We start from the raw sequence: 25,726 nt of genomic DNA on the forward strand, positions 1-25,726 counted from the left end.
CAATCGGGCTGTGCAACGGGTCGGGGGTCGTGGGGCGGGGGCCGTGGCGGGGGGGGCGGGCGGGCCCCCCCCCCGAGGGGGGTGTTTTTTTTTTGGTGGTGGGGGGGGGGGGGCCGCCGCTGGTGAGGCTGGTTACAACCGTGGTGCTCAGAGGCCGAGCTCGACCTCGAACTCACCGGCCTCCAGGATCGCCTTGACCGCGGTCAGGTAGCGGGCGGCGTCCGCGCCGTCCACCAGACGGTGGTCGTAGGAGAGCGAGAGGTACGTCATGTCGCGCACCGCGATCGTCTCGCCGAGGTCCGGGTGGTCGATGACCACCGGGCGGCGGACCGTGGCACCGATGCCCAGGATGGCTGCCTGGTTCGGGGGCACGATGACGGTGTCGAACAGCGCACCGCGCGAGCCGGTGTTGCTGATGGTGAAGGTGGCGCCGGACATGTCGTCCGGCGTCAGGCCGCCACCGCGGGCCTTCCCGGCCAGCTCGGCGGTCTTCTTCGAGATGCCGGCGATGTTCAGGTCGCCCGCGCCCTTGATGACCGGGGTCATCAGACCCTTCTCGGCGTCCACGGCGATGCCGATGTTCTCCGAGTCGAAGTACGTGATGGTGCCCTCGTCCTCGTTGATCCGGGCGTTGATGACCGGGTGGGCCTTCAGCGCCTGGGCCGCCGCCTTCACGAAGAACGGCATCGGGGACAGCTTGACGCCCTCACGGGCGGCGAACGCGGCCTTCGCCTGGTTGCGCAGCTTCATCAGCTTCGTGATGTCGACCTCGAGGACCGAGGTCAGCTGGGCCTGCGAGTGCAGCGCCTTCATCATGTTGTCGCCGATGACCTTGCGCATGCGGGTCATCTTGACCGTCTGACCGCGCAGCGGGGAGGCCTCCAGCTTCGGCGCCTTCGCTGCCGGGGCAGCGGCGGCCGGAGCCGGAGCGGCAGCGGCGGCCCTGGCGGCCTCCGCGGCGGCGACGACGTCCTGCTTGCGGATACGGCCACCGACGCCGGTGCCCTTGACCGCGCCCAGGTCGACGCCGTTCTCGGCGGCGAGCTTGCGGACCAGCGGCGTGACGTACGCGCCCTCGTCGACGGGGGCCGTCGGGGCGACCGGCGCCGGAGCGGCCGGGGCGACCGGTGCCGGAGCGGCGACCGGGGCGGCGGGCGCCACCGGGGCCGGAGCCGGCGCGGGGGCGGCCGGAGCGACCGGTGCCGGTGCGGGGGCAGCGGCGGCCGGAGCCGGAGCCGGGGCCGGGGCGGCGACGGGCGCCGGAGCGGCCGGGGCCGGGGCAGCCGCCGGAGCGGCACCGGCGGCACCGATGACGGCAAGCTTGGCGCCGACCTCGGCGGTCTCGTCCTCGGCGACGACGATCTCCAGCAGCACACCGGAAACCGGGGCCGGGATCTCCGTGTCGACCTTGTCCGTGGAGACCTCCAGGAGGGGCTCGTCCTCCGTGACCTCCTCGCCGACCTCCTTCAGCCAGCGGGTGACGGTGCCCTCGGTGACGCTCTCGCCGAGCGCCGGGAGGGTGACGTCGGTACCGGCGGCGCCACCGGCCGGTGCGGCCGCGGCCGGAGCCTCGGCCACGGGGGCCGGAGCAGCGGCAGCGGGAGCCTCGGCGACCGGCGCCGGGGCCGGGGCGGCCGCGGGCTCGGCGGCCGGGGCCGCGGCGGCAGCGGGCGCACCCGTGCCGTCGTCGATGATGGCCAGCTCGGCGCCGACCTCGACGGTCTCGTCCTCGGCGACCTTGATGGCGGCGAGGATGCCGGCCGCGGGGGCCGGGATCTCGGTGTCGACCTTGTCGGTCGAAACCTCGAGCAACGGCTCGTCGGCCTCGACGCGCTCGCCCTCGGCCTTCAGCCAGCGGGTGACAGTGCCCTCGGTGACGCTCTCGCCGAGCGCCGGAAGGGTTACGGAAACCGACATGGTTTCAGTTGCTCCTTACGAAAGTGCGGAAGTAGGTCGGTCGTCGCGCCCGGTCGACTGATCAGTCGTGGGAGTGCAGGGGCTTGCCGGCCAGGGCCAGGTGGGCCTCGCCGAGCGCCTCGCTCTGGGTCGGGTGGGCGTGGATGAGCTGCGCGACCTCGGCGGGCAGCGCCTCCCAGTTGTAGATCAGCTGGGCTTCGCCGACCTGCTCGCCCATACGGTCACCGACCATGTGGACGCCGACCACGGCACCGTCCTTGACCTGGACGAGCTTGATCTCGCCCGCGGTCTTGAGGATCTTGCTCTTGCCGTTGCCCGCGAGGTTGTACTTCAGAGCGACGACCTTGTCCGCGCCGTAGAGCTCCTTGGCCTTGGCCTCGGTGATGCCCACGGAGGCGACCTCGGGGTGGCAGTACGTCACCCTCGGGACACCGTCGTAGTCGATCGGAACGGTCTTCAGACCGGCCAGCCGCTCCGCCACCAGGATGCCCTCGGCGAAGCCGACGTGCGCGAGCTGGAGCGTCGGGGCCAGGTCACCCACGGCCGAGATGGTGGGCACGTTGGTCTGCATGTACTCGTCGACGAGGACGTAGCCGCGGTCCATCGCGACGCCGGCCTCCTCGTAGCCCAGACCCTGTGAGACCGGGCCGCGGCCGATGGCGACCAGCAGCACCTCGGCCTCGAAGGTCTTGCCGTCGGCGAGGGTCACGCGGACGCCGTCCTGCGTGTACTCGGCGCTCTGGAAGAACGTACCGAGGTTGAACTTGATGCCGCGCTTGCGGAAGGCGCGCTCAAGAAGCTTCGAGCTGTTCTCGTCCTCGACCGGGACGAGGTGCTTCAGACCCTCGATGATCGTGACGTCGGTGCCGAAGGACGTCCACGCCGAGGCGAACTCGACGCCGATGACGCCGCCGCCCAGCACGATCGCGGACTTCGGGACACGGTCCAGCTTCAGCGCGTGGTCCGAGGAGATGATGCGGTTGCCGTCGATCTCCAGGCCCGGCAGCGACTTCGGCACGGAGCCGGTCGCGAGCAGCACGTGGCGGCCCTGGATGCGCTGGCCGTTCACATCCACCGAGGTGGGGGAGGAGAGCCGTCCCTCGCCCTCGATGTAGTGCACCTTGCGCGAGGCGACGAGACCCTGCAGACCCTTGTACAGGCCCGAGATCACGTCGTCCTTGTACTTGTGGACGGCCTCGATGTCGATGCCCTCGAAGGTGGCCTTGACACCGAACTGGCCGGCCTCGCGCGCCTGGTCGGCGATCTCGCCGGCGTGCAGCAGGGCCTTCGTGGGGATGCAGCCGTTGTGCAGGCAGGTGCCGCCGACCTTGCCCTTCTCGATCAGAGCGACGTCCAGGCCCAGCTGCGCTCCGCGCAGGGCCGCGGCGTAACCGCCGCTACCACCGCCGAGGATCACTAGGTCGAAAACGGTGCTGGCGTCGTTCGCCACGTCACGTCCTCCATGCATGTGCGCCGTATGCCGGGCCCCGTCGCTGGGGGATGACCGGCCGGTCGGCTGGTGTTCGGCCGCTTTTGTTATTCGGCCCTGTGGTGGGGGCCCTGTCCTGCCGAGAACCCATCTTCGCACTTGTTGACGGCGGGCGGGACGCGGGGCCCGGGTCCGAGACGGATGATCATCCGTCTCGGGCGGTTACCGCTGCGTAGAAATAAAAAGAATAGGCGCGCAGCGCGGCCTTGGAAGGGTGGTGGTGGGAGACGGGAGGGCCTGCTGATTTCGTCGAGAGCGAAACCTGCCGGATCCGTGCTGCGATGCCACCGGGGGAACGCCTACGGCCCCGGACGTATGCCCGGGGCCGTATGTCGGCTGCGACCTCAGCCGAGGTCTCCGGCAGCGGTGCGCTCCGCCAGCTTCACCAGCGTGCGGACGGCGGAACCGGTGCCGCCCTTCGGCGTGTAGCCGTACGGCGCGCCCTCGTGGAAGGCCGGGCCCGCGATGTCCAGGTGCGCCCAGGCGATGCCCTCGCCCACGAACTCCTGCAGGAACAGACCGGCCACCAGGCCGCCGCCCATCCGCTCGCCCATGTTGGCGATGTCGGCGGTCGGGGAGTCCATGCCCTTGCGCAGGTCGGCGGGGAGCGGCATAGGCCAGGAGGCCTCGCCGACCTCCTCGGCGATCTCGTGGATGGAGGTACGGAAGGCGTCGTCGTTCGCCATGATGCCGAAGGTGCGGTTGCCCAGCGCCAGCACCATCGCGCCGGTCAGGGTCGCCACGTCGACGATCGCGTCCGGGTTCTCCTCACAGGCGCGGGTCAGCGCGTCGGCGAGGACGAGCCGGCCCTCGGCGTCCGTGTTGAGGACCTCGACGGTCTTGCCGCTGTACATGCGCAGCACGTCACCGGGGCGGGTGGCGTTGCCGGACGGCATGTTCTCTGCGAGCGCCAGCCAGCCGGTGACGTTGACCTGGAGGCCGAGACGGGCGGCCGCGACGACGGTTGCGAACACGGCGGCGGCGCCGCTCATGTCGCACTTCATCGTCTCGTTGTGGCCGGCCGGCTTCAGCGAGATGCCGCCCGAGTCGTAGGTGATGCCCTTGCCGACCAGGGCCAGGGTCTTCTCCGCCTTCGGGTGCGTGTAGGCGAGCTTCACCAGACGCGGGCCGTGGGTCGAGCCCTGGCCGACGCCCAGCAGACCGCCGAAGCCGCCCTTGAGGAGCGCCTTCTCGTCGAGGACCTGCACCTTGATGCCGTGCTCCTTGCCGGCGGCGGTGGCCACGGCGGCGAAGGACTCGGGGTACAGGTCGTTCGGCGGGGTGTTGATCAGGTCGCGGGCGCGGTTGATCTCCTCGACGACCGCGACGGCACGCTCGGCGGCCGCCTTGAACGCCTTGTCGCGCGGCTTGGCGCCGAGCAGGGCGACCTCGCCGAGCGGCAGCTTCGCGCCGTTGCCGTTCTTCTTGTCCTTGGGCGCCAGCTTGTTCTCGCCGCCCTGGTACGCGGTGAAGGCGTACGCACCGAGGAGCGCGCCCTCGGCGATCGCCTCGGCGTCCTCGGCGGACTCGATGGGCAGCGCGAAGCCGGCCTTCTTCGAACCGCTCAGGGCGCGGGCGGCCGAGCCGGCGGCCCGGCGCAGCGCCTCGGCGTCGTACGCCGCGTCCTTCTTCGGGACGGAGCCGAGTCCGGCCGCGATGACGACCGGGACCTTGAGGCCGGCGGGCGCGGGGAGCTTGGTCACCTCGCCCTCGGCACCAGCGGCGCCCAGGGCCGCCAGGACGGTGGCGAGCTTTCCGTCGAACGCCTTGTCCACGGCCTCGGCGCCCGGTGCGAGGACCAGGTCCCCAGACTTGGATCCAGCGCCCTTGGCGACGCCGACGACGAGTGCGTCGGCGCGCAGCGTCGCCGCACCGGCAGTGCTGAGAGTGAGAGCAGTCACGGTGGTGAAATCTCGCTTCCGTTGAGTTCGTTGTCGGTCGAGGGGTGGGCCGACCGTGCCCGGCGCATCGTAGACGCCGCCGCAATGTGCCGGGAATGAGCCTACGCGCGCCTTTGCTGCGGGATCACGTCGGCGGGCCGTCGGCGGCCCGTTGTGGCGTCGATGCCCCGGTTCCGGGCAGCCGGGGCCGGGGCCGTGCAGCTGGAACGGGCCGTGGAAGTAGGGTCGTTGGCGGCGGTGGACCGACGGGGGGAGAGCCATGCGCGCCTGTGGGGCCGCACGCGTGAACCGGCCGGGACCGGCGCTGCCGGTCGCCGTACTGATTCTGCTGGCCCTGCTGGCCGGCTGCACCTCGGCGCCGGAACCCGCCGGCACGGGCCGTTGGCGGCCGGAGCCGGGCATCGGCTGGCAGTGGCAGCTCTCCGGCCGGCTGGACCCCACGGTGGACGTCCCGGTGTACGACATCGACGGCTTCGAGCACAAGGCTCCGGCCGTCGCCGACCTGCACCGCCGGGGCCGCAAGGTGATCTGCTACCTCTCCACCGGTGCCTGGGAGGAGTTCCGCCCGGACGCCGGGAAGTTCCCCGCCCCGGTACGGGGAAAGGGCAACGGCTGGGCGGGGGAGCGGTGGCTCGACATCCGCCGCACGGACGTCCTGGGGCCGCTGATGGAGGCGCGGATCGCCATGTGCGCGAAGAAGGGCTTCGACGCGGTGGAGCCCGACAACATGGACGGCTACCGAAACCGCACGGGCTTCCCGCTGACCGCCGCCGACCAGTTGCGCTACAACCGGCTCATCGCCCGTATCGCCCACCGCCATGGACTCGCCGTCGGTCTGAAGAACGACCTCGGTCAGATCCCGGAGCTGGAGCCGGACTTCGACTTCGCGGTCAATGAGCAGTGCGCGCAGTACGGGGAGTGCGAGGCCCTCACACCGTTCGTGAAGGCGGGCAAGGCCGTCTTCCATGTGGAGTACGAGCTGCCGGTCGCCCGGTTCTGCGCCGGGTCGAAGCGGCTCGGGCTCAGTTCGCTGCGGAAGAGGTACGAGCTGGGCGAATGGCGCCAGGAGTGCCCGAAGGCCCGCCCCTAACCGAGCGCCAGGACCATCAGGGCCGCCGTCGCCGCCGTCTCCGCCAGTGCGCCGAAGACATCGCCGGTCACCCCGCCGAAGCGCCGTACACAGTGCCGCAGCAGGAGTTGGGCGACGCCGAGGGCGGCCAGCGCGGCGAGGGCATGGTGCAACGCCCCGTACCCGCCGAGGAGCGCACCGGCACCCGCACAGGCCGCGACCGTGACGGCCCCGACCGCCACCGCGGCCCGGACCGGGACCGTTCCCGCCACCGCCGCACCCAGCCCTTCCGGACGGGCCGCCGGTACGCCCTGACGGGAGGCCAGGGTGAGCGCCAGCCGGGCGGTGACCGCGGCGACGGCCGCCGCCACCGTGCCGTGCGCCCAGCTCTGCCCGTAGAGCTGGTAGAGGACCGCGACCTGGGCCAGCAGCACGAACAGCAGGGTGATCACACCGAATGGCCCAATGTCCGACTGCTTCATGATCCGCAGGGCGTCGTCGGCGGGTTTGCCGCTGCCCAGGCCGTCGGCGGTGTCCGCGAGACCGTCCAGATGCAGACCCCGGGTCAGCACCGCCGGCACGGCGGCGGAGGCGACCGCGGCGAGCAGCGGACCGGAGCCGAGCAGCAGCAACAGACAGCCGGGCACAGCCGCGAGCAGCCCCACGACGAGACCGGCTGTCGGCGCGCACAGCATCCCGGCGCGGGCGGCCCGGCGGTCCCAGCGGGTGACGCGGACGGGGAGCACGGTGAGGGTGCCGAAGGCGAAGCGGAGGCCATGGCTGTTCAGGGAGGTCACGGCGCGCAGGCTAATCGGTGTGACGGGCCGATAGATTGTGCGGAACACGGCAGATCGTGGCAAAAGCAGCTTATCGGGAGTGGGTGGCATGGGTCACTGGTTCGATCAGAACATCGTCGAGCCGGGAAAGCTGCCGCTGCTCCTCGCCCTGGCCGCCTTCGTGCTCACCTTCGCCATCACCCGGGTCATCACGCGGATGATCCGGGCCGGGAAGGGCCCGTTCCGCAACATCACGCCCGGCGGAGTGCATGTCCACCACGTGGTGCCCGGTGTGGTGCTGAGCGTCATCGGTGGCTTCGGGGCGGTCGCCAGTGGCCGCCAGGGTGTCACCGCGGGGGTCTGTGCGGTGATCTTCGGCATGGGTGCGGGTCTGGTGCTGGACGAGTTCGCCCTGATCCTCCACCTCGACGATGTGTACTGGACCGAGGAGGGCCGCCAGAGTGTGGAGGCCGTGGTCCTCACCGCGGCGCTGGTGCTGCTGGTCCTGGCCGGTTTCTCACCGCTCGGCGTGAACGAGCTGAGCAGTGACCAGCAGCAGGGCAGGCTCGGCGTCATCCTGACCCTGGTCGTCAACTTCTGCTTCGTGCTGATCGCCCTGTTCAAGGGCAAGGCGCGGCTCGCGGTCGTAGGCACCCTCGTCCCGTTCGTGGCGCTGATCGGGGCGATCCGGCTGGCCCGGCCGACCTCGATGTGGGCGAAGCGCTTCTACCGCAACCGCCACCGCGCCCGCGCCCGGGCGGTGCTGCGCGCCTACCACCACGATCTGCGCTGGGCGGGCCCGCGCCGCAGATTTCAGGACCTGATCGGCGGCGCACCGGACCGGGTTCCGGCCCCCGTACGCAAGCCCTGATCACGGCGGCGCGGATGCCGGCGCCGGTCCCGGCCGACCATGACGGCGCACAGCACGAGCACCGCGGCGATCGCCGCCAGATGCTCCTTGCCGGCCAGATTGTTCTTGAGGATCATCTCGGCGACCATCGCCACGACCACCAGCGCCCCGGTGAACCAGGCCCGGTAGACGCAGCACACATAGACGGCGAGACCGACCACCGCCGCCGACGGACCGGTGTCGACGACCCGGGCGTCGGAGGCGGGCAGTCCGAACAGCCCGTCAGGACCGAGCGCGACACCGATCCGCGCGTACAGCGTCCCGGCCAGCGTCGCGACGTACGCGATCAGGAGTGTGCGCCACCGGCCGAGACAGATCTCGGCGCTCCCGAACACCACCAGGATCTGCACCAGCGCCCCCCACGCCGGCAGATCCAGCGCCGGGACGAACAGCGACAACGGGGTACGCAGCAGGGCCTCCCACAACGGATCCTCGGCCCGCACCGCCCCGAGCTCGCGTACCACCCGGAAGCCCCACGACTGGCTCTGCACCGTATGGAGCAGCGCCGTCAGGCAGACCGAAGCCAGCGTCATCGGGACAGCCCGCAGCCGGGAGGCGGCGAGCCCTGCGCGTATGGTCGCCGCGAGCGGACCCCACTCGCGGCGAGCCGCCCGGACCAGCGCGTGTACGGGTCTCATCCACCGGCCCCGAGATGCGAGCGGTGCATCCACTTGGGCAGACCGGGTGCCTCCAGGAACCCTTCGGCGCGGCCCGCGGCGAGGCCGATGCGCAGAAGGTCGGAGCTCTTCTCGAAGAGCATGAAACGCGGCTCCCAGATCGGCCGGTACTTGGCGTTGGCGCGGTAGAGCGACTCGATCTGCCACCAGCGCGAGAAGAAGCTGAGCATGGAGCGCCACAGCCTCAGCACCGGTCCGGCGCCGAGCCGTGAACCCCGCTCGAAGACGGACCGGAACATCGCGAAGTTCAGTGAGACCTGGGTGATCCCGATCTCTTCGGCACGCTGCAGGAGTTCGATGACCATGAACTCCATCAGGCCGTTCTCGGCGTCCCGGTCACGGCGCATCAGGTCCAGCGAGAGGCCGTTCGGTCCCCATGGCACAAAGCTCAGTACGGCTCGCAACTCGCCGGGCCCGCCGCCCTCTTCGGTGGGCGAGTTGCGGCATTCGAGCATCACGCACTGCCCGTCGGCCGGATCACCGAGCCGGCCCAGCGCCATCGAGAAGCCGCGTTCGGTCGCCCCGTCGCGCCAGTCGTCGGCGCGCCGCACCAGTTCGGCCATCTCGTCGTCGGGGATGTCGGCGTGCCGGCGCACGGTCACGTCGTACCCGGCGCGCCTGATCCGGTTGTACGCCTGGCGGACGGTCCGCATCGCGCGTCCTTCGAGGGTGAACTCTGCGGTCTCCACGATCGCTTCGTCGCCCAGCTCCAGGGCGTCGAGGCCGTGCCGCGCGTAGACGGTGCCGCCCTCCTCGCTCACGCCCATCACCGCCGGGATCCAGCCGTGCTCGCGGGCCTCGGCCAGCCACGGATCGATCGCTCCGGGCCAGGCCTCCGGGTCGCCGATGGGATCACCGGAGGCGAGCGAGACCCCGCCGACCACCCGGTAGGCGACGGCGGCCTTCCCGGTCGGTGACCAGATGACGCTCTTCTCCCGGCGCAGTGCGAAGTAGCCGAGCGAGTCGCGGTCGCCGTGCTTGTCGAGCAGCGCCCGCAACCGGGCCTCGTCCTCCGGGGTGATCGGGTCGACGGCCCGGCGGGACCGGAACGCCGCGTACACGACGGCGATCAGCAGCAGCGTGGAGAGGATGTTGATGGTGACATTGACCCAGCCGGGCGTGGTGATTCCGGGGAAAGCGACATCGTTGGCAGCGACCGAGACCAGCCGCAGGGCGCCGTAGCGCCAGCGGTCCAGGAAGGACGAGCGGTAGTCGTCCTGCGCGGTGTTGGTGAGGGTGACCAGGCCCGCGGCGATCAGCGAGGTGACCAGCAGCCCGCCGACCGCGACGACGGCGGCCAGCTTCGGATTGGACCGGTCGCCCTTCGCGTAGAACTCGCGTCGGCCGAGGACGAGCGCCAGGACGAAAACGGCCGTCAGCGCCAGCGAGATCCAGTTCTGCGGGTACTGCCGGACCTCCGGGAACGGAATCACCAGGGCGAAGAGCAGCAGCAGAAGACTGCTCACCACCATGTTCACGATCCACGCGGCCCGCTTGCGGCGGCGCATGGTGACCGCGAGGAAGAGCGCGACCACCCCGGAGGAGAAGCCCGCGGTGAGCAGGTACGGGGTGAAGTAGTTCGCGGTGTTGTGACGGCGCAGATCGTTGCCGAGAGTGACCCAGACGGCGCTCAGGAAATTGATGAACGACACGACGCGCAGATACCAGATGGCGAACGCGGCGCTGCGGCGTGACCGGACGGTGCTCGGTGGCCGGGTGCTGAACCGCCCGGATTCCTCGGTGGCCAATCGGACCTCTCCCATGAAAAGCGATCATATGGTGCATCGCGCTGCATGAGGGGACTGTGCTGCGGCCGGTGCTCGGCGGCCGCAGCACTGCCGGATCCGTCAGTCGTCGGTCGCGTCGCCGTCCGCGTCGCTTCCGTCGGCCCCTTCGCCGGCGCCGTCCTTCTCGTCGGTGACGGGTGCACGCTCGGGCAGCTCCGCCGCCAGCGCGGCCGCGGCCCGAACAAGTGGAAGTGCGAGCAATGCCCCACTTCCTTCGCCCACGATGACGCCGTGGTCCAGCAACGGGTTGAGTGCCATCCGGTCCAGTGCCTTGGTCTGCGCCGGCTCGCCGCTCGCCTGACCCGCCAGCCACCAGTCCGGCGCCCGGAAGGCCGCTCGCTGACCCACCAGCGCACAGGCCGACGAGACCACACCGTCCAGAATGACCGGCAGCCTGCGCACCGCGCACTGCAGCAGGAACCCGGTCATCGCCGCCAGGTCCGCACCGCCCACCGTGGCCAGCAGCTCCAGCTGATCACCGAGGACCGGCCTGGCCCGCCGCAGCGCGTCCCGGATCGCCGCACACTTGCGCATCCACGCCAGATCGTCGATCCCCGCACCGCCACGCCCGGTGACCACCGAGGCGTCCGTGCCGCACAGCGCCGCGATCAGCGTGGCAGCGGCCGTCGTACCGCCGACGCTCAGATCGCCGAGCACCACCAGATCGGTGCCCGAGTCGGCCTCCTCGTCGGCGATCGCCATGCCGAGACGTACCGCCTGCTCGGCCTCCTCGGCCGTCAGCGCGTCCTCGATGTCGATCCGGCCGCTGCCGCGCCGCACCCGGTGACGTACCACCGACTCGGGCAGCAGCTCGGGGTCGCAGTCCAGAGCGGCGTCGACGATCCGTACCGGTACGGAGAACTGGCGCGCCAGCACGGCAAGCGGGGTCGCACCCTCCAGCGTGGCCCGAACCAGCTCGTACGCAGTCCCGGCCGCGCGCCCGGAGACACCCAGTTCGGCAACCCCGTGGTCACCGGCGAAGAGCACCACGCGCGGCTGCTCGATCGCCTTGACCGGTACGGTCTGCTGGGCGGCCGAGAGCCATTCGCCCAGCTCGTCCAGGCGGCCGAGGGCGCCCGGGGGAACGACCAGGCGCTCCCGCCGTTCCTCGGCGTCGCGCCGTACGCCGCCGTCGGGGCGTTCGATCAGGTCGGAGAAGTCGTCCAGATTCACGGGGGTCTGCCTCGCGGGTCGATACGTGGAGTGGGCCGGTGAGCCCGGCGGCGGGCTCACTGCGGAACAGTACCCGCCACGTTTCTGACACCCGGTCAGTGCGAGGTTCCGCCCCCGAACCGCAGCTGCGTCATCGCGGGCGTCAGGGTCCGCAGCCCCGGGAGCAGCGACTGGATCCGGATCAGCTCGCCCATCGCGCCCCGCCCCCGCGGCAGCCGCAGCGCCCGCACCTCGGTGATCCCCGGGTGTGCACTGCGCAGCTTGTGCCGCTCGCCGGGGTTCATCGCCCAGCGCATCGGCGGAATGGTCATCCCGCCCACCTTCGACGTGCCGGCCACCGTGCCCCTGGCCAGCCAGCGCGCCATCGTGTCCAGTACGAGGACGCCGCCGGGCAGCCGTTCGGCACAGGCCGCCAGGATCCTCCGTACCTCCTTGGGGGGCAGATACATCAGCAGCCCCTGCGCCGTGACGACGACACCGCGGCCCTCCGGGTCCTCGATCTCGTCCAGCCAGGACGGATCGGTCGCCGAACGGGACAGGGTGCGCAGCCGGTCCGAGGCGGGCAGCAGCGCCCGGCGCAGCTCGGCGACCTCGGGCAGTTCCACGCTCAGCCAGTTCAGCCGGCCGTTGTCGACCCTCCAGAAGCCGGTCTCCAGACCGTCTCCGAGCGCGACCACAGTGGCCTGCGGCCGGTCGGCGAGATACCCCTGCACGGCCAGGTCGAAGCAGCGCGAGCGCAGGCCTTGGGCCTGTGAATGGAAGGCGTTCGGCCGCCCGAACCGTTCCTCGAAGGGGTAGTCCAGATCCTTCAGCAACCGGAGCGCCATCGGATCGTCCAGCACGGGATAGGGCTGCCCCGCCTCGTACGCCCGGTTGTAGAGCGTCCACAACAAGGTCTCCGGGACCCCGTTCAGCATCGGTCGCACACGTGCCATGTCCGCTCCTCCTGTTCTCGCGTTCCGTTCCTGCGCTGCGTTCCGCCGTTCCGCGTCCCGGTCAGCCGCGCAGCGTCAGCACCTGTCCGGACACCACCAGCAGCACCTGTTCGCACTCGTCGGCGAACGCGGCGTTCAACCGGCCCAGCTCGTCCCGGAACCGCCGCCCGGCAGCCGTCGCGGGCACCACTCCCGAGCCGGTCTCATTGGTCACGGCGACGACCGTGCGCCGCGTTCCGCGCACCGCGGTGACCAGCTCGGCGGTCCGCTCCCGCAACGCGCTCTCGCCGCCGTTCGCCCATGCCGCGTCGTCCCAGGCATCCACCCGGTCCATCGCATCCGTCAGCCACAGCGACAGACAGTCGATCAGCAGCGGCGGCCCGTCCGACTCCAGCAGTTCCACCAGCTCACAGGTCTCCTCGGTGCGCCAGGCAGCCGGCCTGCGGTCCCGGTGCAGCCCGATCCGGGCCGCCCACTCCGTGTCCCCTTCCCTGCCTCCACCGGTCGCCACGTACACCACCTCGGGGAACGTCTCCAGACGCCGTTCGGCCTCCACCGACTTCCCCGATCTGGCACCGCCCGTCACCAGCGTGCGCCGCGGCACGTCCGGCACCGAGTGGTACTCGCCCACCACCAGCGTCGTCCCGTCGGGCACGGCCCGCGCGCCGGCCGCCGCGAGCCGCCGGTCCAGCTCGGCGCCGGGCGGTGCGTCATGGTCCAGATGGACGGCGATGATCTCGGTGGCCGGCCCGATCGCCTCGACGGCCCGCAGCCGCGCCACCGCGTCCGGCCGCCCGACCACATCGCCGACCACCATGTCGTAGGGCTGTGCCACCCGGTCCGCGAGACCTGAGGGCGCGGCGCCCGGCGGCAGGTAGAGCAGCCGTGCGCCCTCCGGAGCCGTCACCTCGTAACCCGTCCCCGGCGCGTCCATCGGTACCGCCCTCACCCGGTGACCGCTGATCAGCGTCAGCTCCCGCCCGTCCGGCACGCGTCCCGCCGGAGGCAGTCCGGCGGGCAGCTCCACGGCGGGCCCGTCGTGCGGATGGGTGAGCAGCACCTGCCGTACTCCGGTGAGCGAATGCCCGGCACGGGCTGCGGCGAACACGGCCCCCGGGGTGAGATCGAGCAGCAGCGCGTCGTCGACGAGCAGCGCGGTCGCGGCCCGCGAGCGCATACCGCGGGCGGTGGCGCAGGCGGCACAGGGACAATCGGGCCGCGGCAGCCCGTCGGGGGCTCCGGTGCCGAGCAGAGTCAGTTCCACGCCTTTGATCCTCCCGCGTCCGCGCAGCGGGTGCGCGACTTGGGGGTGTCCGGGCGTGCGCAGGACCCGTTCCCGCACTGGTTGGAGGCACTAGGCTGCGGGCAGCAAAGTGACCCAGGAGGCGGACATGGCGTGGACGTGGCGGTTCGAGAAGTCCGACGGTACGGAGACGGAGCCGGCCCTGCAGCCGGAGGAATTCACTACGCAGGGCGATGCGGAGTCCTGGATCGGTGAGTACTGGAAGGAACTCCTCGACGGCGGGGCGGACCAGGTGACGCTCTTCGACGACACGACAAAGATCTACGGCCCGATGAGCCTCCAGGCCGACCAGGGCTGATCCGCCCCGGCGCGTGAACAGCCGTACGGGCCCGGGCCTGTCTCCGAGCCCGTACGGCTGACGCTAGATCTCGCCCAGGGTGACCTCTGCCGTCTTCTCGGCCCCGTTGCGCAGATACGTCACCTCGACCTTCTCACCCGGCTTGTCCGAGGCCAGCGCCTCCGACAGGGACGTGATCGTCGGGACCGGCAGATCTCCGACCTTGGTGATGACATCGCCGACCCGCAGCCCCGCCTTGTCCGCGGCGCCGCCCTTCGTCACGCCGACCAGCGCCACCCCGGCCGGACGGTAGGTGTCGTCGACGACCGTGCGTCCGGTGATGTTCAGCGCCGCCCGGCCCGAGTCGGTGACCTTGCCGCTCTTGATGATCTGATCGGCGATCGTCTTCACCATCGACGCGGGGATCGCGAACCCGATCCCCGGCGCCGCGCTGTCACCCATCTGCGGGTCGATCGCCCCCAGCGTCGGGATGCCGATCACCTCGCTGTTCAGATTGACCAGCGCACCGCCGCTGTTGCCCGGGTTGATGGCCGCCGAGGTCTGCACCATGTTCGCGATCGTCGCGCCCGTGCCACCGCCCGCGCTGCTTTCGCTGACGGTCCGGCCGAGCGCCGAGACGATGCCCTGGGTGACGCTGGAGGACAGCCCGAGCGGCGAGCCCATCGCCAGCACGATCTGTCCCACCTCGACCTTCTCCGAGTCGCCGAACTTCGCGGGCTTCAGCCCTTCCGGGACGTCGGCGAGCTTGATGACGGCCAGATCCTGTTCCGGATAGGCGGCGACCAGTGAGGCCCGCACCACTTTCTCGCCGGTGGCGACGGTGACCTTGAACGTCTTCTCGTTGCCGACCACATGGGCGTTGGTGACGATATGGCCCTTGGAGTCGTAGATGACGCCGGAGCCCAGGCTGTTGGAGGCTTCGATCTGCACGACCGACGGCAGGACGTTCTTGATCACGTCCTGGTATTCGTTCTGCAGATCGCCGACGGTCCCGGAAGCGGAGTCCGACTTGGTGGGTTGGGCCGATGGCGAATCGGAGTTCGCGTCCGAGCAGCCGCTCACCAGGGCGGCTGCGCAGACACCTGCGGTCAGAGGCAGCAGCAGACGGCGTACACGGCTGCGGGAGTGGGATGCATCCATGTCCGAATTATTACTTTTAACCCCTTTGGTGGCCTGCTGGGTTCGGCCGACCGGGTATGCCGCCGGACGACTCCGGCGGCGTACCCGAAGGTTCTAGCCCCGCACTCCGCACAGATGAAGCAGCGCGGCCACCCGGCGGTACGGATCGGTCCGTCCGGCGCGGTCCTCCGCGGTCAGCAGCCGCTCCAGTTCGTCGGCGGCAGGCAGTTCCACGTCGTTGCTCACGTTGTCGGTGAAGACGCGCACCCCGTACCAGGCGTGCAGGGGCGCCGCGATCCCGGCGAGCGTGGCCGTCAGCGCGTCCAGCCGGTCGGCCCTCACCGCGAGACCCAGCCGGTTGGTGTACGTATCCGTGTCGAAGGCGGCCAGCGCCGCGTCCCAGTCCCCGGCGGTCCCGGGCCGCATCGCCAGCGCATCGGCGTTCCGTACGAGCAGCGAGAGGAGTCCGCCCGGGGCCAGCATCCGGGCCAGTCCGGCCAGCATCGCGTCCGGCTCCCGGACATACATCAGCACGCCGTGGCAGAGCACCACGTCGAAGCTGCCGGGCAGGAAGTGCACCCCGGTGTCCAGGCCGTCACCCTCGATGAGCCGGACCCGTTCGCGGATGCCCGCGGGCTCGCTGCCGAGCGCCTCACGGGCCACCCGCAGCATCTCGGCGTCGGACTCCAGGCCCGTCACGCTGTGACCGGCCCTGGCCAGGCGCAGTGCCTGGGTGCCCTGGCCCATGCCGACGTCGAGGACACGCAGCCGCTGCCCGACCGGGAAGCGGGCCGCGATCTGCTCGTCGATCTGCCGGGCGACGAGCTCCTGGCGGACGGTGTTGCGCAGCCCGCCGAGCCCTTTCAGCCACACCGACGAGGCTCCCGAGAATCCGGTGACGGTGACGGTGACGGTGGCGGGGGCGGCGCCGGCGGACGGACCGCCGGCCGAGCCGGAGATATCCGTACTCAGGGCCGCTCTCCACGCTTGACCTGCGGCTTCGGCAGCCGGAGCCGACGCATCTGAAGCGTACGCATCAGACCGTAGGCGACCGCGCCACGCTTCGGCGTATCGGGGAAGCGCTCGTTCAGCTGCTTCTTCAGGCGGAACGCGAGCCCGATCGAGTCGATGACGATCAGCACGATCACGATGAGCCAGAGCAACAGCGAGATGTTCTGGATGTTCTGCACCTGGATCACGCTGAGGATCAGGATGATCACGGCGAGCGGCAGGAAGAACTCCGCGATGCAGAAACGCGAGTCCACGTAATCGCGGACGAAGCGCCGCACCGGGCCCTTGTCGCGAGCCGGCAGATAGCGCTCGTCGCCACTGGCGAGCGCCTCACGCTGCTTGGCCATGTCCACACGGCGCGCTTCGCGCTGCCGCTTCATGGCCTCCTTGCGGTCGAGCGGCGCGCCACTGGAGGCACGGCGGCGCTGCGACTGGGCATCGCTGCGCTTGGGGGTGGGGCGACCTTTGGGGGCCTGCGGGTCGCGGGGCTGCTTGGAGAGGTCCGCCGTCACCTTGCCGGTGGGCGCCTTCTCTTCCTTCGAACGGCTACGGAACACAAGGCCCAAGGGTACGGGTTAGATCGCCGCGGCCCCAGGCCGGTCGGGAACGATCCGGCAACGGCCTGCGTCCTCGCAGGTGTCCCCATGGGTTCGCCGCGGACGTCTCGACCGGTTTCCCCGACCGCCACCTACTCCCTGGGCCGGAGCGGTGACCGGGTGCAGTCGTCCTTGGGGAGGAGCACATCTGTGCTCGAACAGTGCGGTAATAGAGGCAGGGCCCGTACTGTGGGTTCTGTTGGAGTGCTGGAGCTCAGTCCGTCAGAAGGGGGCGCGCGAAGCCCATGAGCGGTGTCATGAAGCGTATGGGGATGATCTTCCGCGCGAAGGCAAACAAGGCCCTTGACCGGGCCGAGGATCCGCGCGAGACCCTCGATTATTCGTACCAGAAGCAGCTGGAGCTGCTTCAGAAGGTGCGCCGCGGCGTCGCCGATGTGGCGACCTCGCGCAAGCGGCTGGAGCTGCAGCTGAATCAGCTGCAGGGGCAGTCGTCCAAACTGGAGGACCAGGGCCGCAAGGCGCTCGCGCTCGGCCGCGAGGACCTGGCGCGTGAGGCGCTGTCCCGGCGCGCCGCACTCCAGCAGCAGGTCACCGACCTGGAGACGCAGCACACCACGCTGCAGGGCGAGGAGGAGAAGCTCACTCTCGCGGCCCAGCGGCTGCAGGCCAAGGTCGATGCCTTCCGTACCAAGAAGGAGACCATCAAGGCCACCTACACCGCAGCCCAGGCGCAGACCCGGATCGGCGAGGCCTTCTCCGGGATCTCCGAGGAGATGGGCGATGTCGGCCTGGCGATCCAGCGTGCCGAGGACAAGACCCAGCAGCTGCAGGCCCGGGCCGGTGCGATCGACGAGCTGCTCGCCTCCGGCGCCCTGGACGACCCGACCGGGACGGCGAAGGACGACATCGCCGCCGAGCTGGACCGGATCTCCGGTGGTACGGATGTGGAGCTGGAGCTGCAGCGCATGAAGGCCGAACTGGCCGGCGGCTCCACCCAGCAGCAGGCGATCGAGGGCGGCCCGCAGGATGCGGCGCAGCAGCAGTCGTCGCAGTCCCCGCACAGGTTCGACAAGAGTTGAGGCGGCGTCATGATCGTACGGATCATGGGGGAGGGCCAGGTCGCACTGGCCGACAGCCATCTCGCCGAGCTCAACAAGCTCGACGACGAACTGCTCGCCGAGATGGAGAGCGGCGACGGCCCCGCCTTCCGCTCCACTCTCCACGCACTCCTCGCCAGGGTGCGCGAGTTCGGCACACCCTTGCCGGACGACTCCCTGGAGCCGTCCGAGCTGATCCTGCCGTCGTCCGACGCGACCCTTGAAGAGGTGCGCGCCATGCTCCGGGACGACGGTCTGATCCCCGGCTGACGCCGGTCGCTCTCCAGTACCCGCACAAGTCGGTGCCCCGTGTCCGGTCCGCCGGACACGGGGCACGGCTGTGTCCGCGGCACGGCACTGTGGCGGTTCGGCGCGCTCCGTGCCGGTTTCTCCGTACGACCCGGACCGATTCGCACGCGACACGCCGTAACGTAGCTTGACGTGACCACCCTCGGAACCGGGGTTCTGCGCATCCGGCACTGGCTGCGCGACCACCCCCTCGCGCTGGACACCGCGCTCGCCCTGGCCGTACTGGTGGCCATGATCATCGGGTCGTTCGTCCACCCGGGCGCACCGAACGGTCCCACCTTCGGCACTCGCAGGCCCGAGGCGAGCAGTGTGCTCCTGATGGTGCTCGGTGCCGTGGCGCTCATCTGGCGGCGGCGCAATCCCATGGCGGTGCTCGCGGCCACCGCCGGGCTGACGGTCGTCGAGCTGGTGAGATCGGACCCGCCCGCGCCCGTGGTGATGAGCACCGTCATCGCGCTGTACACCGTCGCCGCCCGCACCGACCGGCCCACCACCTGGCGGGTCGGTCTGCTGACCATGGCCGCGCTGACGGCCGCCGCAATGTTCTTCGGTCCGGCGCCCTGGTACAGCCAGGAGAACTTCGGCGTATTCGCCTGGACCGGCATGGCCGGCGCCGTGGGGGACGCCGTACGTTCCAGGCGCGCCTTCGTCGACGCGATCAGGGAGCGCGCCGAACGGGCCGAGCGCACCCGTGACGAGGAGGCCCGGCGCCGGGTCGCCGAGGAGCGGCTGCGGATCGCCCGCGATCTGCACGACGTCGTCGCCCACCACATCGCCCTGGTCAATGTCCAGGCCGGGGTGGCCGCCCACGTCATGGACAAGCGCCCGGACCAGGCCAAGGAGGCGCTGGCCCACGTGCGGGAGGCCAGCCGTTCCGCGCTCAACGAACTGCGGGCCACCGTCGGGCTGCTGCGTCAGTCCGGCGACCCGGAGGCGCCGACCGAACCGGCCCCGGGGCTCGCGGTCCTCGATGAACTGGTGGACACCGTCCGGCGGGCCGGGCTCCCGGTCGAGGTGGCCTGCACCGACCGGCGGCCCCCGCTGCCCGCGGCCGTCGACCTGGCCGCGTACCGGGTGATCCAGGAGGCGCTGACCAATGTGCGCAAACACGCGGGCCCCGGGGCGAAGGCCGAGGTGAGCGTCGTACGGGTCGGCGCCACGGCCGAGGTCACCGTGATCGACAACGGCTCGGGCGGAGGTGTCCGCAACGGGGACGGCGGCGGTCACGGCCTCCTCGGCATGCGCGAACGCGTCACCGCACTCGGCGGCTCCCTCACTGCGGGGCCCCGCTACGGCGGCGGATTCCGGGTCCATGCGATCCTGCCCGTCAAGGCCCGCACCGCAGAGCCCAGGGAGCCGGGCGCGGCGGGCCGGACGGGGGAGAACACATGACACCGACCATCAAGGTGCTGCTCGTCGACGACCAGGCGCTGCTGCGCAGCGCGTTCCGGGTGCTGGTCGACTCGGAGGCCGACATGGAGGTGGTCGGCGAGGCGGCGGACGGCGCACAGGCCGTGGAACTGGCCCGCTCGACGCGTGCCGACGTGGTGCTGATGGACATCCGGATGCCCGGTACGGACGGACTCGCCGCGACCCGGATGATCAGTGCCGATCCGGACCTGGCGGACGTACGGGTCGTCATGCTCACCACCTTCGAGGTGGACGAGTACGTGGTGCAGTCGCTGCGGGCCGGGGCGTCCGGCTTCCTCGGCAAAGGGGCGGAGCCGGAGGAACTGCTCAACGCCATCCGTATCGCCGCGGGCGGTGAGGCGCTGCTCTCGCCGGCCGCGACCAAGGGCCTGATCGCCACCTTCCTTGCGCAGGGCGGCAGTTCGGGTGGCGACGGGCCGAGCGCCGCGGAGTACTCCGAGCGGCTCGCCGCGCTCACCGGCCGCGAACGCGAGGTGCTGGTCCTGGTCGCGGGCGGGCACTCCAACGACGAGATCGCCGAGCGGCTCGTCGTCAGCCCGCTCACCGTCAAGACCCATGTGAACAGGGCGATGGCGAAGCTGGGAGCCCGGGACCGGGCTCAATTGGTGGTAACTGCGTATGAATCGGGCCTGGTGCGTCCCAGGGCGGAGTGACGGGTGGAGATACGGCGTACTCCACCTGCGGTATGCGCGACATAAGAAAGCGACCTGGGGCCGACGCTTTCTGTCCTGTGGATGGGTGATCGTATAGCTGGGCCGGGTCTGTCCCCCAGCCACCCGCCCATCTGCCGCGTAAGCCACAGAAGAGAGACCCACCCATGTCCTGGCTGTCCAGATTCAGCCTCGCGCAACGGGCCCTGATCGGGCTGATCTCGATCGTCGCCCTCGTATTCGGAGCGATCGCGATCCCGCAGCTCAAGCAGCAGCTGCTGCCCACCATCGAACTCCCGATGGTGTCGGTGCTCGCCCCCTACCAGGGTGCGTCCCCCGATGTGGTCGAGAAGCAGGTCGTCGAACCCCTCGAGAATTCCATCAAGGCCGTCGACGGCGTCACGGGCGTCACCTCGACCGCCAGCGAGGGCAACGCCGTCATCATGGCGACCTTCGACTTCGGCAGCGAGGGCACCAAGCAGCTCGTCGCCGACATCCAGCAGGCGGTGAACCGCGCCCGCGTCCAGCTGCCCGACGACGTGGACCCGCAGGTCGTCGCCGGCTCGACGGACGACATCCCGACCGTCGTCCTCGCCGTCACCTCCGACAAGGACCAGCAGGCGCTCGCCGACCAGCTGGACCGCACCGTCGTTCCCGCGCTGGAGGACATCGAGGGCGTCGGTCAGGTCTCCGTCGACGGTGTGCAGGACCTCCAGGTCTCCATCACCCCCGACGAGACGGAGCTCGCAGCCGCCGGTCTGAACACCGCGACGCTCTCCCAGGCGCTCCAGGCGGCCGGCGCGACCGTCCCCGCCGGTGCCTTCTCGGAGTCGGGCAAGAGCCGTACCGTCCAGGTCGGTGGTTCCTTCACCTCCCTGAAGCAGATCGAGGACCTGCGGGTCACCGGCCAGGACCCGGCGACGGGCAGGCCCGGCAAGCCGGTCCGCGTCGGTGACATCGCCACGGTGAAGCAGGAGCCGTCCACCGCGGTCTCCATCACCCGTACCAACGGCAAGCCGAGCCTCGCCGTGATGGCCACGATGGACAAGGACGGCAGCGCCGTCGCCATCTCGGACGCGGTCAAGGACAAGCTCCCCGACCTCCGCAAGGACCTCGGCGCCGGTGCCGAACTGACCGTCGTCTCCGACCAGGGCCCCGCCGTCTCCAAGGCGATCTCCGGTCTGACCACCGAGGGCGCGCTCGGTCTGCTCTTCGCGGTCATCGTGATTCTGGTCTTCCTCGCGTCGCTCCGCTCGACCCTGGTCACCGCGGTCTCCATCCCGCTCTCCGTGGTCCTCGCGCTGATCGTGCTCTGGACCCGCGACCTGTCGCTCAACATGCTCACGCTCGGCGCGCTGACCATCGCGATCGGCCGCGTCGTCGACGACTCGATCGTGGTCCTGGAGAACATCAAGCGTCACCTCAGCTACGGCGAGGAGCGCCAGTCCGCAATCATCACCGCGGTCAAGGAAGTGGCCGGCGCGGTCACCTCCTCGACCCTCACCACGGTCGCCGTCTTCCTGCCGATCGGTCTTGTCGGCGGCATGGTCGGCGAGCTCTTCGGCTCGTTCTCGCTGACCGTCACCGCGGCCCTGCTGGCCTCCCTGCTGGTCTCGCTGACCGTCGTCCCCGTCCTGTCCTACTGGTTCCTGCGCGCCCCCAAGGGCAGCACGGAGAACCCGGACGAGGCCCGTCGCAAGGCCGAGGAGAAGGAAGCCCGCAGCCGGCTCCAGCGGCTGTACGTCCCGGTGCTGCAGTTCGCGACCCGGCGCCGTATCACCAGCATCGTCATCGCCATCGTGGTGCTGTTCGGCACCTTCGGCATGGCCCCGCTGCTGAAGACCAACTTCTTCGACCAGGGCGAGCAGGAGGTCCTCTCCGTCAAGCAGGAGCTGACCCCCGGCACCAGCCTGGCGGCCGCCGACGCGGCGGCCAAGAAGGTCGAGAAGGTCCTCGCCGGCGACAAGGGCGTCAAGGACTACCAGGTCACCGTCGGCTCCTCCGGCTTCATGGCGGCCTTCGGCGGCGGTACGGGCTCCAACCAGGCCTCGTACCAGATCACCCTGAAGGACGCGGGCGACTCCGAGGCCGTGCAGAAGCGCCTCGACACGGAGCTCGGCAAGCTCGACGGCATCGGTGACACCACCATCTCCGCGGGCGGCAGCTTCGGCAGCCAGGACCTCAGCGTCGTGGTCAAGGCCGCCGACGCGGACGTGCTGAAGAAGGCGTCCGAAGAGGTACGGGCCGAGGTGGCCAAGCTGAAGGACGTCACCGACGTCCAGAGCGACCTGGCGCAGAGCGTCCCGCGGATCTCGGTCAAGGCCAACGCCAAGGCCGCCGACGCCGGTTTCAACCAGACCACGCTCGGCGCGGCTGTCGCCGGAGCGGTGCGCGGCACCCCGTCCGGCAAGGCGATCATGGACGACACCGAGCGTGATGTCGTCATCAAGTCCGCCCACCCGGCCACCACGATGGCCGAGCTGAAGAACCTCTCCCTCGGCCCGGTCAAGCTCGGCCGGATCGCCGACGTCGAGCTGGTTCCCGGACCGGTCTCGATGACCCGGATCGACGGCCAGCGCGCCGCGACCATCACCGCCAAGCCCACCGGTGACAACACCGGCGCGGTCAGCGCCTCGCTCCAGACGAAGATCAACGCGCTGAAGCTCCCGGACGGCGCCACCGCCACCATCGGCGGTGTCTCCGAGGACCAGAACGACGCGTTCCTGAACCTCGGCCTGGCCATGCTGGCCGCGATCGCGATCGTCTTCATGCTGCTGGTGGCGACCTTCCGGTCCCTGATCCAGCCGCTGATCCTGCTGGTCTCCATCCCGTTCGCGGCAACCGGCGCGATCGGCCTGCTCGTGGTCACCGGCACCCCGATGGGCGTACCGGCGATGATCGGCATGCTGATGCTGATCGGCATCGTGGTCACCAACGCGATCGTGCTGATCGACCTGATCAACCAGTACCGGACGCAGGGCATGGGCGTCGTCGAAGCAGTCATCGAGGGCGGCCGCCACCGGCTCCGTCCGATCCTGATGACCGCCCTGGCGACGATCTTCGCCCTGCTCCCGATGGCGCTCGGCGTCACCGGCGAGGGCGGCTTCATCTCGCAGCCGCTCGCGGTCGTGGTGATCGGCGGCCTGGTCACGTCGACGCTGCTGACGCTGCTGCTGGTGCCGACGCTCTACGCGATGGTGGAGCTCCGCAAGGAGCGCCGCGCGAAGAAGAAGGCGATCAAGCGGGCGAAGAAGGCCGGCCTGTCCGCCCCGGCCCAGCCGGAGGAGACCACCTCCGAGGAGCCGGAGCCCGCCAAGGCGTAACGCACAGGGGCATGCGAAGGCCCCGGCACCGTTTCGACGGTGCCGGGGCCTTCGCGCGTCGCCGGCGCACTTCCGCCGCAGGTGCGCCACCCGCTTCGCCGGCGCACCTCCTACGGCAGCGCCAGCATCCGCTCCAGCGCCAGCTTCGCGTACTTCTCCGTCTCCGGGTCGACCTCGATCCGGTTGACCAGGTTCCCCTCGGCCAGCGACTCCAGCGTCCACACCAGGTGCGGCAGGTCGATCCGGTTCATCGTCGAGCAGAAGCAGACCGTCTTGTCGAGGAAGACGATCTCCTTGTCCTCGGCCGCGAACCGGTTCGCCAGGCGCCGCACGAGGTTCAGCTCGGTGCCGATCGCCCACTTCGAGCCGGCCGGCGCCGCCTCCAGGGCCTTGATGATGTACTCCGTCGAGCCGACGTAGTCCGCCGCGGCCACTACCTCGTGCTTGCACTCCGGGTGCACCAGCACATTGACGCCCGGAATCCGCTCGCGCACATCGTTGACGGACTCGACGGAGAAGCGCCCGTGCACCGAGCAGTGCCCGCGCCACAGGATCATCTTGGCGTTGCGCAGTTCCTCGGCGGTCAGCCCGCCGTTCGGCTTGTGCGGGTTGTAGACGACGCAGTCCTCCAGCGACATCCCCATGTCCCGGACCGCGGTGTTCCGCCCCAGGTGCTGGTCGGGCAGGAAGAGCACCTTGACTGCCGAGGGCTCACCCTGCTCGAAGGCCCACTCCAGCGCCCGCTTCGCATTGGACGAGGTGCAGATCGTGCCGCCGTGCCTGCCGGTGAAGGCCTTGATGTCGGCGGAGGAGTTCATGTACGAGACGGGTACGACCTGCTCGGCGACCCCGGCCTCGGTCAGTACGTCCCAGCACTCGGCGACCTGCTCGGCGGTGGCCATGTCGGCCATGGAGCAGCCCGCGGCCAGGTCCGGCAGTACGACCTTCTGGTCGTCGGTGGTCAGGATGTCCGCCGACTCGGCCATGAAGTGCACACCGCAGAAGACGATGTACTCGGCCTCCGGGCGCGCGGCCGCGTCCCGGGCGAGCTTGAACGAGTCGCCGGTGACGTCCGCGAACTGGATGACCTCGTCGCGCTGGTAGTGGTGGCCGAGGACGAACACCTTGTCCCCGAGCTTCTCCTTGGCCGCGCGGGCACGCTCCACCAGGTCCGGGTCGGACGGGGATGGCAGGTCGCCGGGGCACTCGACGCCGCGCTCGCTCCTCGGGTCGGCCTCACGGCCGAGCAGGAGCAGGGCGAGGGGCGTCGGCTGGACGTCGAGATCCTGAACGGGGTGGGCCGTGGTCACGTCACGTACCCTTTCTTTGAGCCTTTTCGTCTAAATGACGTTATCTATCATATCCGGTTCACGTCACTTTGACGACGGCCATAGTGTCGATGTGACGCATCCCCTCGGGTGGCCGGTGTGCGAGCATGAATGGAACAGGCAAGCGCTCGGCCCGGAATGAATCCGAGGTCCCGACGGTTGCAACGTCGGCAAGCAGTCTCCGTACAACCCGGGAGAGAAGCAGATGTCCGTATCGGACGAGACCACCACCGTGAGCGACGGCATCCTCCTGTCCGACGCCGCCGCAGCCAAGGTCAAGGGCCTGCTGGAGCAGGAAGGCCGTGACGACCTGGCGCTGCGCGTCGCCGTCCAGCCCGGCGGCTGCTCGGGCCTGCGCTACCAGCTTTTCTTCGACGAGCGTTCGCTCGACGGCGATGTCGTGAAGGACTTCGACGGCGTCAAGGTCGTCACCGACCGCATGAGCGCTCCGTACCTGGGTGGCGCCTCCATCGACTTCGTCGACACCATCGAGAAGCAGGGCTTCACGATCGACAACCCGAACGCCACGGGCTCCTGCGCCTGCGGCGACTCCTTCAGCTAGGCCCTGAAGGCAGCGGCAGAACGGCAAACGGCGGCGGGCCCCCGCCGCCGGGGGCCCCCCGGGGTTGGGGGGGGGGGGGGACGGGGGGGGCCGCGGGGGCCACG

22 protein-coding genes are annotated in these 25,726 nt (G+C 70.4%); 9 read left to right on the plus strand and 13 right to left on the minus strand.

From position 1 onward, the window contains the following. Positions 1-147 precede the first annotated feature (147 nt). From sucB to ACFVYE_RS39970, 3 genes are all read right to left on the minus strand, one after another. Positions 148-1,917, minus strand: coding sequence for a 2-oxoglutarate dehydrogenase, E2 component, dihydrolipoamide succinyltransferase (gene sucB / locus ACFVYE_RS39960; protein ID WP_383971521.1), 1,770 nt, complete (start codon positions 1,915-1,917; stop codon positions 148-150). A gap of 61 nt (positions 1,918-1,978) precedes the next feature. Next, positions 1,979-3,367 carry a dihydrolipoyl dehydrogenase gene (lpdA, locus tag ACFVYE_RS39965; protein ID WP_383971524.1) on the minus strand — a complete coding sequence of 463 codons (1,389 nt, stop codon included), beginning with the start codon at positions 3,365-3,367 and terminating at the stop codon, positions 1,979-1,981. A gap of 383 nt (positions 3,368-3,750) precedes the next feature. Beyond that, positions 3,751-5,307 (minus strand): leucyl aminopeptidase, encoded by a 1,557-nt coding sequence (locus tag ACFVYE_RS39970; protein ID WP_383971527.1) that lies wholly within the window; start codon positions 5,305-5,307, stop codon positions 3,751-3,753. Between the two features lie 259 nt (positions 5,308-5,566). On the opposite strand from ACFVYE_RS39970, the gene ACFVYE_RS39975 reads away from it, so the two are divergent. Further along, positions 5,567-6,397 carry an endo alpha-1,4 polygalactosaminidase gene (locus ACFVYE_RS39975; RefSeq protein WP_383971530.1) on the plus strand — a complete coding sequence of 277 codons (831 nt, stop codon included), beginning with the start codon at positions 5,567-5,569 and terminating at the stop codon, positions 6,395-6,397. Here ACFVYE_RS39975 and ACFVYE_RS39980 read toward each other — a convergent pair. After that, on the minus strand, positions 6,394-7,173 hold the full coding sequence (locus ACFVYE_RS39980) for an adenosylcobinamide-GDP ribazoletransferase (protein ID WP_389608608.1): 780 nt from the start codon (positions 7,171-7,173) through the stop codon (positions 6,394-6,396). The two genes, ACFVYE_RS39975 and ACFVYE_RS39980, sit on opposite strands and share 4 nt — an antisense overlap. A gap of 88 nt (positions 7,174-7,261) precedes the next feature. Between ACFVYE_RS39980 and ACFVYE_RS39985 the strand changes: the two genes are divergently transcribed. After that, positions 7,262-8,023, plus strand: a complete 762-nt coding sequence (locus ACFVYE_RS39985; protein WP_383971536.1) for a hypothetical protein — start codon at positions 7,262-7,264, stop codon at positions 8,021-8,023. Here ACFVYE_RS39985 and ACFVYE_RS39990 read toward each other — a convergent pair. The 5 genes from ACFVYE_RS39990 to ACFVYE_RS40010 all read right to left on the minus strand — a co-directional run bounded on the left by ACFVYE_RS39990 (position 7,966) and on the right by ACFVYE_RS40010 (position 13,898). Then, complete coding sequence (locus ACFVYE_RS39990) at positions 7,966-8,700, minus strand: hypothetical protein (protein WP_383971539.1); 735 nt, start codon at positions 8,698-8,700, stop codon at positions 7,966-7,968. The two genes, ACFVYE_RS39985 and ACFVYE_RS39990, sit on opposite strands and share 58 nt — an antisense overlap. Further along, positions 8,697-10,502: a phosphatidylglycerol lysyltransferase domain-containing protein gene (locus tag ACFVYE_RS39995; protein ID WP_383971541.1), complete on the minus strand. Its 1,806-nt coding sequence runs from the start codon at positions 10,500-10,502 to the stop codon at positions 8,697-8,699. Before ACFVYE_RS39995 ends, ACFVYE_RS39990 begins: the two co-directional genes overlap by 4 nt. A gap of 84 nt (positions 10,503-10,586) precedes the next feature. Next, positions 10,587-11,699: a nicotinate-nucleotide--dimethylbenzimidazole phosphoribosyltransferase gene (gene cobT, locus ACFVYE_RS40000; RefSeq protein ID WP_383971544.1), complete on the minus strand. Its 1,113-nt coding sequence runs from the start codon at positions 11,697-11,699 to the stop codon at positions 10,587-10,589. Positions 11,700-11,794: 95 nt separating this feature from the next. Next, a complete protein-coding gene (locus ACFVYE_RS40005; RefSeq protein WP_389608609.1) occupies positions 11,795-12,634 on the minus strand; it encodes a class I SAM-dependent methyltransferase in 840 nt (279 codons plus the stop codon). A 61-nt stretch (positions 12,635-12,695) separates the two neighbouring features. Continuing rightward, positions 12,696-13,898, minus strand: a complete 1,203-nt coding sequence (locus ACFVYE_RS40010; protein ID WP_383971550.1) for a bifunctional adenosylcobinamide kinase/adenosylcobinamide-phosphate guanylyltransferase — start codon at positions 13,896-13,898, stop codon at positions 12,696-12,698. A 127-nt stretch (positions 13,899-14,025) separates the two neighbouring features. Between ACFVYE_RS40010 and ACFVYE_RS40015 the strand changes: the two genes are divergently transcribed. After that, entirely contained in the window at positions 14,026-14,235 is a 210-nt protein-coding gene (locus ACFVYE_RS40015) for a hypothetical protein (RefSeq protein ID WP_093893560.1), read from the plus strand. 63 nt (positions 14,236-14,298) lie between these two features. Here ACFVYE_RS40015 and ACFVYE_RS40020 read toward each other — a convergent pair whose 3' ends face one another. The 3 genes from ACFVYE_RS40020 to ACFVYE_RS40030 all read right to left on the minus strand — a co-directional run bounded on the left by ACFVYE_RS40020 (position 14,299) and on the right by ACFVYE_RS40030 (position 16,922). Then, complete coding sequence (locus ACFVYE_RS40020; protein WP_383971553.1) at positions 14,299-15,375, minus strand: S1C family serine protease; 1,077 nt, start codon at positions 15,373-15,375, stop codon at positions 14,299-14,301. Between the two features lie 93 nt (positions 15,376-15,468). Further along, a complete protein-coding gene (locus ACFVYE_RS40025; RefSeq protein ID WP_383971571.1) occupies positions 15,469-16,203 on the minus strand; it encodes a class I SAM-dependent methyltransferase in 735 nt (244 codons plus the stop codon). A gap of 119 nt (positions 16,204-16,322) precedes the next feature. Next, the gene (locus ACFVYE_RS40030) at positions 16,323-16,922 is read right to left on the minus strand and encodes a DUF3043 domain-containing protein (RefSeq protein ID WP_351258454.1); all 600 of its coding nucleotides are present in this window, start codon (positions 16,920-16,922) and stop codon (positions 16,323-16,325) included. A gap of 296 nt (positions 16,923-17,218) precedes the next feature. Between ACFVYE_RS40030 and ACFVYE_RS40035 the strand changes: the two genes are divergently transcribed. The 5 genes from ACFVYE_RS40035 (at position 17,219) to ACFVYE_RS40055 (ending at position 23,732) form a co-directional block, all read left to right on the plus strand. Beyond that, a complete protein-coding gene (locus ACFVYE_RS40035; RefSeq protein WP_093893567.1) occupies positions 17,219-18,001 on the plus strand; it encodes a PspA/IM30 family protein in 783 nt (260 codons plus the stop codon). Between the two features lie 9 nt (positions 18,002-18,010). After that, the gene (locus ACFVYE_RS40040; RefSeq protein ID WP_389608610.1) at positions 18,011-18,289 is read left to right on the plus strand and encodes a hypothetical protein; all 279 of its coding nucleotides are present in this window, start codon (positions 18,011-18,013) and stop codon (positions 18,287-18,289) included. Positions 18,290-18,460: 171 nt separating this feature from the next. Continuing rightward, a complete protein-coding gene (locus tag ACFVYE_RS40045) occupies positions 18,461-19,720 on the plus strand; it encodes a sensor histidine kinase (protein WP_383971559.1) in 1,260 nt (419 codons plus the stop codon). Then, entirely contained in the window at positions 19,717-20,412 is a 696-nt protein-coding gene (locus ACFVYE_RS40050) for a response regulator (protein WP_389608611.1), read from the plus strand. The genes ACFVYE_RS40045 and ACFVYE_RS40050 overlap by 4 nt, the downstream gene beginning before the upstream one ends. A 164-nt stretch (positions 20,413-20,576) precedes the next feature. Further along, positions 20,577-23,732 (plus strand): efflux RND transporter permease subunit, encoded by a 3,156-nt coding sequence (locus tag ACFVYE_RS40055; protein ID WP_389608612.1) that lies wholly within the window; start codon positions 20,577-20,579, stop codon positions 23,730-23,732. A gap of 110 nt (positions 23,733-23,842) precedes the next feature. On the opposite strand, the gene nadA is transcribed toward ACFVYE_RS40055, so the two are convergent. Next, positions 23,843-25,042 carry a quinolinate synthase NadA gene (gene nadA / locus ACFVYE_RS40060; RefSeq protein ID WP_383971568.1) on the minus strand — a complete coding sequence of 400 codons (1,200 nt, stop codon included), beginning with the start codon at positions 25,040-25,042 and terminating at the stop codon, positions 23,843-23,845. A 223-nt stretch (positions 25,043-25,265) separates the two neighbouring features. On the opposite strand from nadA, the gene ACFVYE_RS40065 reads away from it, so the two are divergent. Beyond that, positions 25,266-25,622: an iron-sulfur cluster assembly accessory protein gene (locus ACFVYE_RS40065; protein WP_030933606.1), complete on the plus strand. Its 357-nt coding sequence runs from the start codon at positions 25,266-25,268 to the stop codon at positions 25,620-25,622. Positions 25,623-25,726 lie beyond the last annotated feature (104 nt).

This window comes from Streptomyces sp. NPDC058239 (assembly GCF_042882185.1).
Lineage (GTDB): Bacteria > Actinomycetota > Actinomycetes > Streptomycetales > Streptomycetaceae > Streptomyces.